At 46.4% G+C, this 15196-nt stretch carries 13 protein-coding genes; 9 read left to right on the top strand and 4 right to left on the bottom strand.

Going from position 1 to position 15196, the window contains the following annotated elements; all coding sequences use genetic code 11:
* Window positions 1–7: 7 nt before the first annotated feature.
* On the top strand, window positions 8–1579 hold the full coding sequence (locus tag K7P01_RS18520; protein ID WP_267295781.1) for a SusD/RagB family nutrient-binding outer membrane lipoprotein: 1572 nt from the start codon (window positions 8–10) through the stop codon (window positions 1577–1579).
* 135 nt (window positions 1580–1714) lie between these two features.
* Here the strand turns inward: K7P01_RS18520 and K7P01_RS18515 are convergent, their stop codons facing one another.
* Window positions 1715–3865, bottom strand: coding sequence for a tetratricopeptide repeat protein (locus K7P01_RS18515; RefSeq protein WP_267295779.1), 2151 nt, complete (start codon window positions 3863–3865; stop codon window positions 1715–1717).
* A gap of 1043 nt (window positions 3866–4908) precedes the next feature.
* Window positions 4909–5115, bottom strand: coding sequence for a hypothetical protein (locus K7P01_RS18510; RefSeq protein WP_267295777.1), 207 nt, complete (start codon window positions 5113–5115; stop codon window positions 4909–4911).
* Window positions 5116–5329: 214 nt separating this feature from the next.
* On the opposite strand from K7P01_RS18510, the gene K7P01_RS18505 reads away from it, so the two are divergent.
* The 4 genes from K7P01_RS18505 to K7P01_RS18490 are packed head-to-tail and all read left to right on the top strand — an operon-like array spanning window position 5330 to window position 6879.
* Window positions 5330–6094 carry a hypothetical protein gene (locus tag K7P01_RS18505; protein WP_267295775.1) on the top strand — a complete coding sequence of 255 codons (765 nt, stop codon included), beginning with the start codon at window positions 5330–5332 and terminating at the stop codon, window positions 6092–6094.
* Window positions 6094–6498, top strand: coding sequence for a DUF5675 family protein (locus K7P01_RS18500; RefSeq protein ID WP_267295773.1), 405 nt, complete (start codon window positions 6094–6096; stop codon window positions 6496–6498). The genes K7P01_RS18505 and K7P01_RS18500 overlap by 1 nt, the downstream gene beginning before the upstream one ends.
* Window positions 6495–6737 carry a hypothetical protein gene (locus K7P01_RS18495; protein ID WP_267295771.1) on the top strand — a complete coding sequence of 81 codons (243 nt, stop codon included), beginning with the start codon at window positions 6495–6497 and terminating at the stop codon, window positions 6735–6737. Before K7P01_RS18500 ends, K7P01_RS18495 begins: the two co-directional genes overlap by 4 nt.
* A complete protein-coding gene (locus tag K7P01_RS18490) occupies window positions 6724–6879 on the top strand; it encodes a hypothetical protein (protein ID WP_267295769.1) in 156 nt (51 codons plus the stop codon). Before K7P01_RS18495 ends, K7P01_RS18490 begins: the two co-directional genes overlap by 14 nt.
* A 55-nt stretch (window positions 6880–6934) precedes the next feature.
* On the opposite strand, the gene K7P01_RS18485 is transcribed toward K7P01_RS18490, so the two are convergent.
* A complete protein-coding gene (locus K7P01_RS18485; RefSeq protein WP_267295767.1) occupies window positions 6935–7345 on the bottom strand; it encodes a DUF6943 family protein in 411 nt (136 codons plus the stop codon).
* 325 nt (window positions 7346–7670) lie between these two features.
* Between K7P01_RS18485 and K7P01_RS18480 the strand changes: the two genes are divergently transcribed.
* The 4 genes from K7P01_RS18480 (at window position 7671) to K7P01_RS18465 (ending at window position 14050) form a co-directional block, all read left to right on the top strand.
* The gene (locus K7P01_RS18480) at window positions 7671–8771 is read left to right on the top strand and encodes a DUF3800 domain-containing protein (protein ID WP_267295765.1); all 1101 of its coding nucleotides are present in this window, start codon (window positions 7671–7673) and stop codon (window positions 8769–8771) included.
* Window positions 8772–10451: 1680 nt separating this feature from the next.
* Entirely contained in the window at window positions 10452–12221 is a 1770-nt protein-coding gene (locus tag K7P01_RS18475) for a DUF6119 family protein (protein ID WP_267295763.1), read from the top strand.
* Between the two features lie 297 nt (window positions 12222–12518).
* Window positions 12519–13598 carry an HNH endonuclease gene (locus K7P01_RS18470; protein WP_267295761.1) on the top strand — a complete coding sequence of 360 codons (1080 nt, stop codon included), beginning with the start codon at window positions 12519–12521 and terminating at the stop codon, window positions 13596–13598.
* A 74-nt stretch (window positions 13599–13672) separates the two neighbouring features.
* On the top strand, window positions 13673–14050 hold the full coding sequence (locus K7P01_RS18465; protein ID WP_267295759.1) for a hypothetical protein: 378 nt from the start codon (window positions 13673–13675) through the stop codon (window positions 14048–14050).
* A 449-nt stretch (window positions 14051–14499) separates the two neighbouring features.
* Here K7P01_RS18465 and K7P01_RS18460 read toward each other — a convergent pair whose 3' ends face one another.
* Window positions 14500–15195: a M48 family metallopeptidase gene (locus K7P01_RS18460; RefSeq protein WP_267295756.1), complete on the bottom strand. Its 696-nt coding sequence runs from the start codon at window positions 15193–15195 to the stop codon at window positions 14500–14502.
* Between the last annotated feature and the right edge of the window lies 1 nt (window position 15196).

The raw sequence follows: 15196 nt of genomic DNA, 5'->3' as shown, positions 1-15196 counted from the left end.
AGTCGTAATGAAAAAGATTACAATAAAGTATATCACACTGGCCATGCTGATATTGTCGGTGAGCTGTACCGGGGATTTTGACGAGATTAACACCAATCCGAATACCCTTACAGCAGATCAATTGGATGCGACCCTGGCAGGTCCGTCATTTGCCAACGCCTTGTACAAGGGAATCAGCCATTCGTCCTGGGCCCTTCCGGAGGATGACCCTGGAACGTTCGGACTTATAACGATGCTACATTCCATGCTTTTTACGCATTACTTTTCTGCCGGTCCCACGGATTGGGCAACAGAAAGAAATGGGATCAACGATGGATGGAGAGGCCGCGGGTGGTTGAGATTTTATACCCTGGCAGTGCCTTCGCTGAGAAATACCTATACTGCATCAGAAGGAAATGCTGAAGCGTTGGCCATTGTTGATATTTGGAAGGTTTTTATGTTCCACCGATTCACCGATTCCTGGGGTGCTGTGCCTTATTCCAAGGCAGGAAAAGGCGGCGCATCCGTAGCGTATGATTCCCAGGAGGCAATGTATCAGGATTTTTTCAACTTGCTTGATGCTGCAAATACTACATTGAGTGCCACCTCGCAGAGCAAGGTAGGTATTTTTGAAACTTTTGACAGGATATATGGTGGCGACGTTGAAAAGTGGAGAAGATTTGGCAATTCATTGAGGTTGCGTCTGGCATTGAGATTATCGGATGTGGCTCCTTCTACCGCTAAAGCTCAGGCGGAAGCTGCCGTAGCGGCGGGTGTTATCGAGTCTAATACTGGAAGTGCTTATTTTGCGACGAGCGATAATGCATATAATGACTTTGTCGATATAGCAGGTGGTTGGGGATTTTATATGTCGGCCGATCTGGAAAGCATCCTGAAAGGATACGATGACCCGCGGCTTTCAAAATGGTTTGCGACCAATCCAGACGGAGAATACATAGGTCAGCCAAATGGTGGCGGAAGTGTACGAGGCTGGAACACGAATGACTTAAGTCAGATAAATCGAGCCACTTTTGTAAGTGGCCCAACAAAACCGATCGAAGTTATGATGGCATCTGAGACCTACTTTAATCTGGCAGAAGGTGTTCTGAACGGATGGAATATGGGTAGCGGAACAGCACAGTCTCACTACGAACAAGGCATCCGCTTGTCTCTGCAGCAATGGGGCGTTACAAGTGAATCTGAAATTAACACCTATATAACAGGAACAAGCACGGCAGTTGAACCCACTCTTGTCTCTTATTATGATGATGCCGGCTTAAGTACCACGCCTCCCGTGAACGTACCGGTATTATGGGCCGGTTCTGAGAGTGACCAACGAAAGCAGATTACTGTGCAGAAATACCTTGGACTTTTCCCGGAATCATGGGAAACGTGGTCTGATCTGCGAAGAACTGATGCCGACATTTTGTATCCTTTGTTGGAAACAGAAAATTCTGCTGTCGGAAGAGGAATCATGAAAAGGTTGACCTATCTGCCGAACGAGTACAGTACAAACAGAGAAGCAGTTGATGATGCTGTCAGTACCATTCCAGGAGGACAGGACGTAGGTAGCGCGAACGTTTGGTGGGACGTTAATTAATAATTTACTACCCACGAAAAATTAATACTGAACTTGCTATGCGGAAAAGGGGAAAATCTCAAAGGAGGTTTTCCCCTTCTTACTTCATGGGAGCGAGCAACTCGCGATAGTGTTTAAAGATTTAACTTGCTCGCGTCACCTATCCCCAGTGATCGGCACACGATCAGTTGCCTGCACTTGCTGTGAACGTGTATGCTTAAAATCCTGCAGGAACTCCCGGGTAGACTTGCCGGTAAGCGCTTTAAGTTTGCGGTGTAATTGTATACGGCTTAACCCACTGGCTGTTGTGAACGCTTCTGCGTCGAAGGTGGCTTCGGTATAACGTTCTTCCAGGATCTCCAGCAAGGAATCCATAAAATCTGATTCCGGATCGGATGAAAATATATCCCGCGGTTGTGCGAGCTGTTGATTGAAAGCATGGCGCAGGTTCTCGCGTTGCGCAATAATGTTCTGTACCCGCAGGCGAAGCTCTTCGGGTACGAAAGGTTTGCTAATGTATTCATCGGCATCGGCTTGAAGCCCTTGTGCCTTGTTCTCCTGTTCTGCATTCGCCGTCAGCATCACCACCGGGATATGGCTGGTGATCGTAGCATCGCGCAGCTTCTCACAAAAGTTATTGCCATCTGCCGGCAATGTCTCTATATCGGTAATAACAAGATCGGGCACTTGCGCTTGCGCCTTCTCCCATCCCGAGTTTTCGTTGGTGGCAACGATCGTCCGGAACTGTGTTTTTAAGGTCTTCTCCATTAGCGAGCGCATCGCCGCGTTATCCGCAATGACCAGCACAACGGCCTGGTCGCTGGTTTCATCGTCCTGTACGGCAAGCGCGGCCTCGAGCGTAGCCACCGCAGGTGGAACGGGTTTCGGCTCGGCCGCGACAGAACGGGGCGCCGGGCGTGGGCTCGGGGAAGGAACGGGCGCTCCCTGCCCCGTGGCACGTGCCCGTGGCGTTGGCACTTTCGTGTCAGGTATCTTTTCAGATTTCCTGGCCCGAGTCGAACGCCGGTAGTACAGCAGAGCACCTAGCCCCGTCAGCAACACTACCAGCAATACCGCAGCCGTCAGGTAATTACGTTGTGCCGTGAGACCCTGTAACTCGCGTTCCAGTGCCTGAACCTGGTTCTCGGCGGTGAGCGTAAGGGAGTCATCAGCCTCTTTATTTCGCGCATACCGCGCTTCGAGTTCCCGGTATTGTGCCAGCGCTTCTTTCCGGTGTACGGTGTCGTTCAATTGTAAATAGGCGTGCAGCTGTGTAAAAGCTTTTTCGTATTGCTTACGTTCGGCATACCATTGTGCCAGCGTATAGTAGGCGTCGGGCAGCGAGCGCACATTGGTGGCGGTCGTTGCCGCGACGACATTGTCCACTAACGTCTTTTCAGCATCCGTGCCGCGGCGACGCGAAGTCGAGACGACGGCCAGGGACGTCTTGATGCGGTTCATCATGACGCTGTCGCCGGAGACATAGGCCAGAGATAACGCTTGCAGGAGATAACGCTTGGCCTGCTCGGGGTCTTTCCGGGCCGTGTACAGCATGCCGAGGGAATACAAGGTCTTCATGGCTTCCGGTGTGAGCTTCATGGCCTCTGCCTGCGAAAGCGCGCGTTGGTAAAAGTCGGCCGACGTTTCATAGCGCCCCATGCCGGCATAGGCTTTGGCCATGCCACTTCGGATCGCGAGGGTTTCGCGCGCATCTTTCACCACATCCTGTAACCTCAGGGCTGACTGAAAATACTTTTCTGCCTCGCGGTACTCTTCCTGCTCCAGCAGGTCCATTCCCAAACCGCGCAAGCTCAGCGATTGTCCGCGAAGGTTGCCCGATCTCTCGAATACACGCAACGCACGGCTGTGATAGTCGGCAGCGCTGACCGGATTTCGTAACGACAAATGTGTATTGCCAATGGTTAGCAACTGCTCTCCATAAGAAGGATCGGGCTCGATGGCATCGAGGTACTCTAATGCAGAGATCATATAAGGAAGTGCCTCTCTCAGATCTCCTTGCCGCTGGAAGTAAAGACCGGCGGTCATGAAGTAACGCGAAGCTATTTTATGGTCCTTACGATTGTCGGCAAATAGATTTCCCAGCATCCCTAAGTAATGACGGGCACTATCGGGCCGGCCACCGGCCTGGTAAACAAGCGTAAGTTGTGCATACGTGTTTGATAATGTATAGGGCGTCCCGGCAAGGGACGTCACGTGGTGAAGGCTGTCGATACGTCGCTGCGCAGGCTTCTGCCCATACACCGAACAAAAAGCAAACAACACGGAAAAGCAGAGTAGCCACCGCATAAATAGAAGGGTTTTAAGTAGGGTTTTATCGTAACGAAGGTACGAATTCCCCCAAAACCACTCCATAAAATATTTTTTGATCGGTGTTTTTTCATGAACCGATCCGACAGCTTCCTCCGCCCGATGTAGATTTTCATCAACAAACCCGGCCCATCACATGGATTCATGCGCCATCTTGCAGCATGTTCGCAGCAAACAGATGTACCGTGAAAATATCTTTTTTAAGCACAATGATTTACGATAAGTAGCGTTGTTGCCCGGCTGCAGCAACAGTGCCCCGGGCATCTCAACTCCTGCTGCGTAACATAGCATGGAGTTTCCAGGCCAGGTTAGTCATGCATTGCAACGCATTCAGCCGAATGTATACACCACTACTCTCGACGCTTATCAAACCAACGCGATACGTTTCGCTATGATTGGATTTTCAACACACGCTCCCCCGGCGAATGGTCCAGCGTAAGGTTATGTACAATGGGAGAAACGAAGAGTTCAAAATAAATTTAGAACTGTAGCACCATCTGCAGCTAGCCCATTGAGCAGCTAAACGCACAGATTGGGGATCTAGGCGACGATCATAGAACTGTTGAAAACTTGCTTGGCACTGGGGTTCCAAAACTCTTCCCGCTAGCTGAAGCATATATAGAGAGTGAACATTGAGGGGAAACGGTAGATCTTTAGTTCGATATATCCCGAAAAATTGAATTTCGACGGAACGAGGGTTCGAACTATTCGAGTCAACGAATTACCACAAACGATCTATCTGATCAACAACAATTTAGAGGACAAAAAAAGACCAGACAAATCTCGAAAAACGAGTTTGTCTGGTCAAGTCGGGGTGGCCAAACACGAACCACCTACCTTAAATGCTGTATGTCAATTACTTACTAAAAGTCTCCAGGCTCTAGGGCGAGATAAGGGCGACACGCAATACAACGCCTTAAACTCACCTCATTGTGCATTATAAATATACGTATTTCATGCGATTTTGAGCGTAAAAGAACCGAGACTTTCTTATTCAAACCATCAAATTCTTTCAAGGAGGTTCATCGCGTGTAGCCGCAGAGATGCGCCAGTACTTCGTGCTCCGGAAGACCGGTGTATGCGCAAAACTCGCCAAGTGATATTAATTGATGTTTCTCTTTGCCTAGCTCCTTGCGCATCCTAGCCATGATCTTTCGGGCGTACCGACCGCTTTTGCCGGTGATAAGCTCTATGTCTTTTGAGTATATAACGACGCGTTTGAGTTCCATAATACTTTATCTATGCTACTGCTATCCCGATGGTTTAACGATGCGTCGGGAATATAGCAATTGGAAGATTTAGGAAGAATTGGCACAACATAACCTGATGCGGAACCTGCTCTTTTGACGACCGCCCCTTTCATTATTCTTTTGCTGCTGTTGTTGCAACGACGGCCTAACCGCCTTGGGCATGTAAACAGGGCGGACAACGAAACAATAATAAATGGCAAGACAAGAAGGCCTGATCAAACTGACAGGCCAAATGGGAGGCGTAAGCTTCTACAAAACCGCGCAGGACGGGTTCCTGGCGCGGACAAAAGGCGGAGTGGATGGAGAGCGCATTAAGAACGATGCCGCCTTTCAGCGCACACGTGAGAACGGATCGGAATTCGGCAGAGCCGGCACCGCCGGCAAGCTGCTTCGCACCGCTTTCCGGGCGCTTACAATCAACACATCTGACGGCAGGATGCCGAGCCGCCTGACGGCGGAGATGATGAAGGTGATTAAGGCAGATGCGACCAACTTGCGCGGCGAGCGCAATGTGATTGACGGCGAAGCGGAGCTGTTGCGTGGGTTTGAGTTTAACGAAAACGCGAAGCTGAACCGTACATTTTTTGCGCCTTACACCGCGACCATCGACCGCACCGGCGGCGGCGCGACCATCGACATTCCGGCGTTCATCCCGGCCAATATGATAGCGGCACCACAGGGCGCTACACACGTGCGGCTGGTCGCGGCCTGCGCGTCCATAGACTTCCAAGGCGAAGACTACGGTACAGACAGCGCATCAAGCGCGGAACAGTCGGTAAGCAGCACAGCACCACTGGCTGCGCTATCGCTGGAGATGTCGTTTGGAGAAACCGACGGACAACCGCTCTTCCTGGCGTTTGGCGTGGAGTTCTACCAAGTCGTTAACGGCGCTATGTACACCCTCAAAAACGGCGCGTACAATGCCTTAACCCTGGTGACTGTAGACGGAGGTGCATAATGGAGCTGGAGCTGAATCGGCAATATTATCCAGAAGGAACAAACGGCCACATTCAACACGAGGGGCAGCTAGTCTGTCCCTCTATTGAGCTACCGTGGCGGGAAAACCGGCGGAGCATTTCGTGTATACCGGAAGGCCGGTATGAAGTGCGAAAACGGTATACGCAAAAGCGCGGGCATCATCTCCTGGTAGTAGACGTACCTGGCCGGAGCGGAATCCTAATCCACCCGGCGAACGACGCACAACGGGAGCTGCTCGGCTGTATTGCACCGGTGACGACAATCACCGGCCCCGGACGCGGTATCCAATCGCGGGCAGCAAACGAGAAGTTGAAAGCGCTGGTAACGGCTGCACTGGACCGAAAAGAAAAAGTTTTTATCACGATTAAATCGAAAGAACAATGAATGTAATTCAACGAATGCAGGCGCCAACGCCGAAGTTTTTCAAAACGCTACGGGCTGTTGGCCTGGCCCTGGCGGCGGCCAGCGGTGCGCTGCTTGCCGCGCCGGTGGCACTGCCGGCAGCCATCATTACCATTGCCGGCTACCTGACAGTGGCTGGTACTGTGGCAACGGCCGTAGCACAAACGGCGGTGGCCAAGGATGGCGACGACGAGAGCGAGTACGACGATGACGGCCCTTAGTGAAAGCACGGTGGCGGGCGTGATTGGCGGAACCCTCTCTTCCGTCTTCGTAACGCTTCACCTGGTGAACGCCGTGGAAACTATTGTGCTGTCGGTTTTAGGTGCTGTGGCGAGTTTCCTGGTGTCGCTGGGTATGGAGTGATTAGAAAAAGGATCCGCTCGCTGTAAATGAAAAGGCCTCCCGGGGGAGGCTTTTTTCATTTTAGCATTTTGTACATCAAGCTACGCTTCGCTCGTTGAATTAGCGTTAGCTGCTCGTATAATACGTCTTGGTACTTTGCCAGTGTCGTGAGCGCGTTCAGAGCCTGACCGAAACTTTCAGCTTCCTCGGCCACCTTCTCTGCAACGGTGACAATCAGCTGTCTAAGATCATCGAGGTGAATAAACGCGATCACGGTACCAGACAAAAACTGGCGGAAGAAACCACCCTCCCATAAGCCGTAACAAAGCCAGTAAAACCGCTCTCTTTCAACGGCATCTTCGGCCAGGAATACAAAGCAATTCGGGCAGGGCTTTGCCAGTGGTTTTCCTGCATTAGTTCCCTTGGACAGTATGAAGAAGTGTTCTCCAGCATACTCTTTCATCATTCGGTGTGTTTTGATTTTCATAGATTACGGCATTTGATTTTTGCCGCTGGCGCGCACACACTTCCAGAGAAAAGAAAAAGGAAAAAAAGAAAAGAGAAGCCGACTCACTGCCTGCGGGAAGGCGGAAGTCAAGGTTTTTGATAAAAAATAGTTTTGTGCTCTGTAGGTTATCGTTCGGAGTGGCCTGGTTCCGAAAACTATTTTTTATCAAAACCCGCAGGGCCTGACCTTGACTTCCGCCTTCCCGCAGGCACACCTTTGGCGGCTCTTTGATTTTATTCCACATGGCTAACGTAATCATTATACATATTTCACTATCTTCCTAACCGTTGTTAACATTGTGACTATGCCCATTAATGTATATTTTGATGAAGCTGGAAACACCGGCGACAATTTGTTAGATGTAAATCAGCCTGTTTATGCTCTAATGTCCTGCAGTTTTCAGCATGAAAGAGCCGATGAACTTCTTTCTCGGATCAAGTGTCAAGCAGACGAAGTTCATTTTAAGTCCATCCGAAAGTCTAGATCAAATCAACTTCAAATATTACAGATTTTAAACGACGACGCAATTTCCGAGGCTTCGGTTAGATATTCAGTAAGTGATAAAGAATTTGCCTTAACTGCTCATATTGTAGATCGATTAATTGAGCCGGTGCTTTATCACGATATGAATCACGACGGATATGGGTCAGGGTTAAATGCTCATTTGGCAAATAGTCTATACGTAATCGGAAAGTTTGGATGGGGACAGGAGAGATTTGCAAAAATGCTATTTGCGTTTTTGCTAATGGTCAAAACGAAAACAAATGAATCCATCGCTAATTTTTATACCGTAATGCATGATGAATATAAAATATCGGATGATGCCACTCGTGGATTACTAGATTTAATAATGTCCAGTATGCGACACATAAGAGATATACTCTCACATTTAGATAAATTTGATTTAGATCTGGCATTGACGTCCTTTGTTATTTTGTGCAATCAGTGGGGAGAGACAGTAGAAGAGCCATTTAATGTTTTTCACGATGATTCAAAACAGATTGAGTTTTCAAAGCATTACCTTGAGTTTCTGTCGTCAAAAAAAATAGAGCCTGCGGTTGTAGGTTTCGAAGGTGATACATTAAAATTTCCCTTTCTAATTCGAGAGTTATCCCTTGTTAATTCGAAAGAAGTAAAACAAGTTCAACTCGCCGACATTTTAGCGAGTTCGGTCCGTCATGCTGTAACGGAAATTTACATTAAGAAAAGCGAAGATCGTTTCGCAAGGGAAATATTGGAGACCCGACTAATGCATCTTTTTCACCATTCGATATTTCCCGATTTTAACAGTAAAATGCCGGATATGACACAGAAAAAGGGAGAAAATATTCTAGACTATCTAGCCAATTTGGCTTGCAAACACGAAGAGGCGCAGTTGAATCGAAAAAGTGGGGAGTCCAATTAGGGCAAATCACCTTTGATCGATCATTGATCCCTTCGTGGAATAAGAAGAGTAGCCCAACACCAACTGCCCCATGAAAAAGAAGTCCCTATACGGGGTTCCTTGAAATGCAAATACTAAACCACAGCAAACGAATACTATACTGAGGCCAACCCCAGTTGTCAGTCTCCTGAAATTTAAAGAGCGATGGATCAGGCCACGTGCGCCAAATACCTACCAACAGCCACCAGCCGCCGATACGATCACGATATAAAACTTTGTACATGCGTGAATGAGTTAGGCAAGAGCCCCCTAAAAAGGGAGCTCTGAAAGACAAACTTCAAACCAGAACACACGCACCAGGAACAGCTCTTTGCGATAGCGACGCGAAGAACCAACATGAAGACTAAACGCAGCCCACCACTTAGGGGCAATGCCGACCAACAGCCACCGGCCGCCGATTGGTACACGAAGGATGTATTTAAACATAGGGCCCACATCACGGGATCGGTCAGAAAGGTGCAAGGGCCGCCAAAAGAAAATACTACCTGTAGCCGCGATGGCTGGGGCGGCGGAAGCGAAAGGTGGAGATTTTGTTTTGAGCGGGCGCAGCGAACCCTTGCAGCTTTCTGATCCGCACGCCCGTAACTTTGGTCCTGTGTTTAAGTGCAGCACGCCGTAAGTCACAACGACTCACTCCCCGGTCAACCGAGTTGTAAAGGACATCGTAAGCGACAAACCGTCCGTTGGTCTCTCGCGCGCCCGAGCCGGCGTATGGGGGGTGCGGGGGGAGCCGGCGAGGATCAAGGCGCGCACCAACAACTGGGCTTGGCCCGCCCCTGCGGTCCCCCCGCAAAAAATAAAGGCGGGACAAGACCGCGCGAGCACGGGTGGTTGTGTAAAAGCTGGCCGCTGATTAGGCAGAGCGCAGCGGCGCCATATAAAAAACACGTCAGCAGGGCCGGACAAAAGGCATGACAGGGGCGGAACGGAATGGGCTACGGAACGAGGCAAGTGCGGCAGGGAACGGCAGGGTGCCCAGGCGCGCTGGAATGTGCGTAGTAAGGTCTGGGCTCCCTGCCGGCGCGGAGTGGGTAGGCCATAAAGAGGAGCCCCTGGCGGGACTTTTGTGCCGGCCCCACAACCACCCGCGCGGAGCGCACCGCTTCGACCTTGAGGCAGGCCGGAGGCTGCCAAGGCGCGGGTTAGGCATGCGCGAGGGCGTGCGGTGGGAGTCGTGGGACTGCCGTCATAAAGAAACATATGGTGATGCATGAGAACCCGTTACTAAGGACACCCGCAATAGGGATAGAAGCGGAAAGCCGGAAGCGCGATGACCCAGAGGCGGCCGGACTTGTGGCGGATAGGCCAGGCCGAAGGCATTACCAGTTTGAATCAAAACCAGTAAAACAACACAAATTACTTGTTGTAGATTATTTTCTACGGAATATCTTATACCTAACGTCGAAAATACACTCTTTAATATACAAAGACTCAAACCCCAAATTCAGATAGTCCTTGCTTAATGGTATCGCCTATAGCCAGTATGATATCTCTCAATATGGCGACTGGGAAAGTCTGTACAGGCATCGGGAAAACTAGCCAGATGCTCCAAAAATGAAAACATTATTTTCGAAAAGAATCGTTCGCTTGTAGCATCTAGAAGACTATACCAGCGAATAGCCATAAGCTCAATAAACATTTATGTCTGAAAAAATACAAATAGGCATCTATGCGATTAAAGATGAAATCAGGGAATTGGTTAAGCACCAGCCTCAAACGACGGTAGTCGATATACCCTATTTGATAGCTTTGTTGAAAAAAAAGAAGTTCAAAGAACAATTAGTTAATCCAAACCTATCGACAGAATTTACAATTCACCTCTTCTTTAAAAAGACTACTACACCGATTCTCTGGAAGGATTTTATCGGCGTAGTGGCTAAACCAGGTACTGATATTGTATCGCGGACTAAAAATTCAAATGAAAGCTATGTAATCCTTTTTCAAAATAATCGATCGAACAAAATCTATGCAATAACAGGTGGATACGGACATACTGCCCTGCAAGGTATTACCGAGAATGATTTTGGACTTGAAATACTATCTAGGATAATAAAGGCTGATGACAAAACAATACGGTCGTCTAGGGAGAAAAATCTCACCGGGGGAATTCTAGGAGAAATAAAATTTTTCCGAAAGGACTACAATCTTAATGAAAACGAAAATTTTGGAAATTTTTACCAAGAATTACAATCTGCGCTCAATCCAGATCACCTAAAACTCTTTGGTTTTACTCAAGATGATATCGACTCTGATAAGCTTTGCATTGCAAAAAATTCCTTCACGATAAAAAAGACAATATCGTTCGATCAATTACTAGTCATTATAAAGAGATGTGAGGAGCTATTAGCTACCGTAGCCCCTGTGGTGGAAATAAATGGCGTTAAGAAACTAAGCAAGCCAGAGCAAATACTAATCGTCGACCTCGAACGCTCGGTTATTACTTCATGTTATGAGGAGTACTGCGAAAGGCAGCCTACTTGTGATGTTGAGCTTTGTCATCGCGATTTCGATAAATACTTAGACGCCGCAAAGTATACAATCACATTTAAGTACAAGGGACCTGAAGAGGTCGAAATTCACGATCATCCGATAAAGAAAATAGCAGTAGTGGTAAAATTTATAAGATCTAAATTTCTCAGACTCGACCTAAACGAATTTATTCGAGTTCTAGGCGCCACAATAATAACGTCATACGATAGCGACGGAAATATCATGACGACTGACAAGCTTGAAAACCACTACTATACAGAAATTTATCACCAACAGAAGAGCTATTTTCTTCATGAAAAAGAATGGTTTGAAATTAAACCGGGATTTATAAGTAAACTAAATGCACAATGCGGCGACTTCATAGCCAAATATCTCTACCGCGGCGACATTGACAAATGGACCAATGCCACAGACATAGAAGACACGTTCAACGAAAAGCATATTGGAAAAGCAAAAACAATTGTATTACACAAATGCACCCCTGAAAATATTGAAGCATGCGATGTACTTCAATGGGATGACGAGAATGTATATCTAATTCATGTTAAATCTGGATTTGATAATTCTATGCGAGATTTAGCTAATCAAATCCTCATATCTGCCAAGAGAATAAATGAAGACACAAAGACTGGGTTCGTCTTCTTAAAACTTCTTTTCAGTTCCGCAAAGAAATACAACGGCACAGATAAGTACTTTTTGGATGTTAAAAAACAGTTGGATAACATCTCAGAAGATCAATTTCTAGACATCTTTGCTACGAGAAAGATTACACTTGTTCTTGCCGTACGAGACACCGCGAAAAAGAAACGCAATCTTATTGATATAACATCATTCGAATCAAACATTGCAAAATTCTCCCTTAGTGAGTTGATAAAAAATCTTCGGGGTATGGATGTTGGATTTCAGGTATTGGACCTATAGGAATAAAGCTTTCCTTGACGCAGGAAATTAACTCATTATATAATGGATACTTTGACAATTAGAAAGATCATTGATCGAATCCCTAAATTCACTTACCGTGCGTTTCATTGGATCGGGAAAGGTCTTCCAGTCTATTCCAAGTAATTAATCAACGGAACAGAAAGTAGATTCCAATGGCTCATTAGCTTCACCTATGAGTGTCCGCCTACGACTGGCCGAATATCCCGATAGTCTAGATGGGCTTTATTATTTGTTTTAAATTGTAGTGAGTCAAATTTAGATCAAGGAAGTGAATTTATGATAGAAAAATGTTATAGATGCGATGTACCACTTTTAAGAAAAGAAGAAGCAAGTTTGGCAGATGTTGAAAAAGGACGCTATGCCTCGTTAGAGCATATTATACCTAATTTTTGTGGCGGTGTGATCACGAGTTGGTTCCTTCTATGTGTGAAGTGCAATAGCGAATTGGGTAGTGAATTGGAAGGAGAATTAGACAAGCAATTGCTGCTTCATACGTTATTTACTTTTGACCGCGATCGAGGTAAGCAACCTGATGGATATTTGACTGCTTATACGCAGGAATCGAAGACGGAAATTCAAGTGAACAAGAAATTGGAATGGAGACATCCTAGGCCTAAAATTGAAGTTGATGACGAAGGAAGACTTGTGCGATTTTCCTGTCGCGATATAAAGCAGGCCCGCTCAATACTTCAGGGCTTCAAAAGGCGTTTTCCCGAGATTGACGTCGAGGAGAGTATCAAACATTTAAAGTTAGTAGAGGAGTATCAGAATGAAAAAATTGACTTCAGTCATAGATCACTTGGAGGTTTCGAAGTGCATCGTGCGATTGCGAAAATCGCCGTTAATTATTATCTCCATCAAGGAGGGAATAGAGAATTAATTCAGGATATAATTCAATACGTTAGCCATCCCGGAAAAAGAAATGTATTTGTCATATTCTACTATTCTTTTATGGAAATTCACTCTTTAGGCGAGAAGGAAATATCGAATCTTATTTTCCTTAAGGGTGATCCTAAGAAGGAACTTTTGTATTGTTATATTGAATTGTTTAGTACAGCGAATTTTTTGGTTATCTTAAATAGATCCTATACTGGAGAGGCCTTTACGAATACTTACTGCTACGACATCATTTTAGGTGAGGAGATTTTTGGCAAAGAAGTAAATCTAAAATTATTTCGAGATCCTATCGCCTGGTTTATATACAATAATGAACTTAATGACCATCATCGAGAGACTGAAGAGTATGTGAAGGATAAAGTTACCAGAGCTTTAAAAATATACCAGGACATGGTATATGGAGATGATGAGTATGAATATCGTGCTGATGATAGCTATTCAAAAAATCACCCAATGTAGTTTTTTCTTATAATGACCCTAATAAATGTTTGATAAGTTATCTCTTTAATTTTACCTTCATAAAAGTATTTACTATGTCTCTTACTTTACACAGCGTAGTCAACGGCACAACGCCTCAAGCGGAATTTGTTTGGATTCGTGTTGATGTCGACGTCAATACAAGGGGATATGCTCTTGTGGACCGCACCTTGACAGCAGACGGCCAGGTCTCTAATGAATTTCGTCATATTTTTGTATTCCCGAATTTGGCAGTTCGGAGAGGCGACTGGATTCGTCTGTTTACTGGGACAGGAAATTTTTCAAGAAATGAAGCGGATGGCTCCCCTGGTAACTTTATTTATAATCTTTACTGGGGGGCAAACGCTTGTGTTTATAATAATAGAGGAGGCGATATTGTAACACTTTTGAGATATACGACTATCAATCAAGTAACCGTCCCCTCAGTTCAATAAGTCGACTTTTGGGATGGCATTTTAAATTCAACCGGTGTTATATTCATATAACTTCAAGGCGGTCGCTTCGAGAACGATACAAATGGTCACAAGTGGCGGATTGATTTACAAGCAACAAGCATTCTTGTTGCTTGTATAACACTTACGTTAGACAAGCTGAACATGAGTCGGAATCTGTTTCAGAAATACAATTCTATTTCGAGGTGCCGGATAGGGCATCGCGACGTAGTTATGTACTAAAAATGACAGAAATAGTCGTATCGAAATTCCGTTCTATCAGCCTCGATTTCTTATCCCCTTGGGTCAAGGGGGGTATTTCGATTTCAATTGAGCCAAATCAGATTTTGGATGATCTTGTGTATCTGGTTGTGTGACCGCAAGCAATAACGGTAAGTTTTTTGTGCATTAACAAAATGCCGAGTTGACAATCATGGCTTTAACCCTTTCCATCAATTTCGGTTGCTTATGGGAAGCTGATTCAGTTCTTCCCTATAGGTTTCCCAACCAGGCATGTATTTGTTTAGATAGGAGATGAAACGGTCGTTGTGTTTGCGCTCCAGGAGGTGGATCATTTCGTGTACTACGATGTATTCCAGGCAGTGCAGTGGTTTTTTTGCGAGCTCTAGGTTTAGCCAGATGCGGCGGGCCTCTATGTTGCAGGTGCCCCACTTGGTTTTCATTTGTTTTACGCCGAAGTCGCGAACCTTTACAGGGATTTTCTTCTCCCACTTCTTGATGTATGCAGGGATTAGTTCTTTCAGCTCGCGGCGGTACCACTGGTTCATGATTCGTTGCCGTTGGGAGGTTGGCGTGTTTGGCCGAATGTGCAGATCAATATGTTTTTTGTTCACGACGATACGGGCAGGCTCGTTTGCCTCTATGATGCGAAGTAGGTATTTCCTGCCTTGGAAATAATGGGTTTCTTTGTTGATGAATTCACGCTTGCTCTCCCGGCGCTGGCTTTGGATTTTCTTCCGCTGTTTTCTTATCCAGGAGAGTTTGGATATGGCGTATAGCCGGATGGTTTCTTTGCTTAGGTGCATGGGTGCAGCTATGCGTACGTCACCGTGGGGCGGCAGTACGCTGAGGTGCAAGTTTTTGATGCTTTTTTGAACCAGTTCTATCTTGATGTCGCCTAAAACCATA

The organism is Parachryseolinea silvisoli (assembly GCF_021190955.1).
GTDB lineage: Bacteria > Bacteroidota > Bacteroidia > Cytophagales > Cyclobacteriaceae > Ohtaekwangia > Ohtaekwangia silvisoli.
Note: the sequence above shows the minus strand (reverse complement) of the source record. Positions and strands in the feature narration are given on the sequence as shown.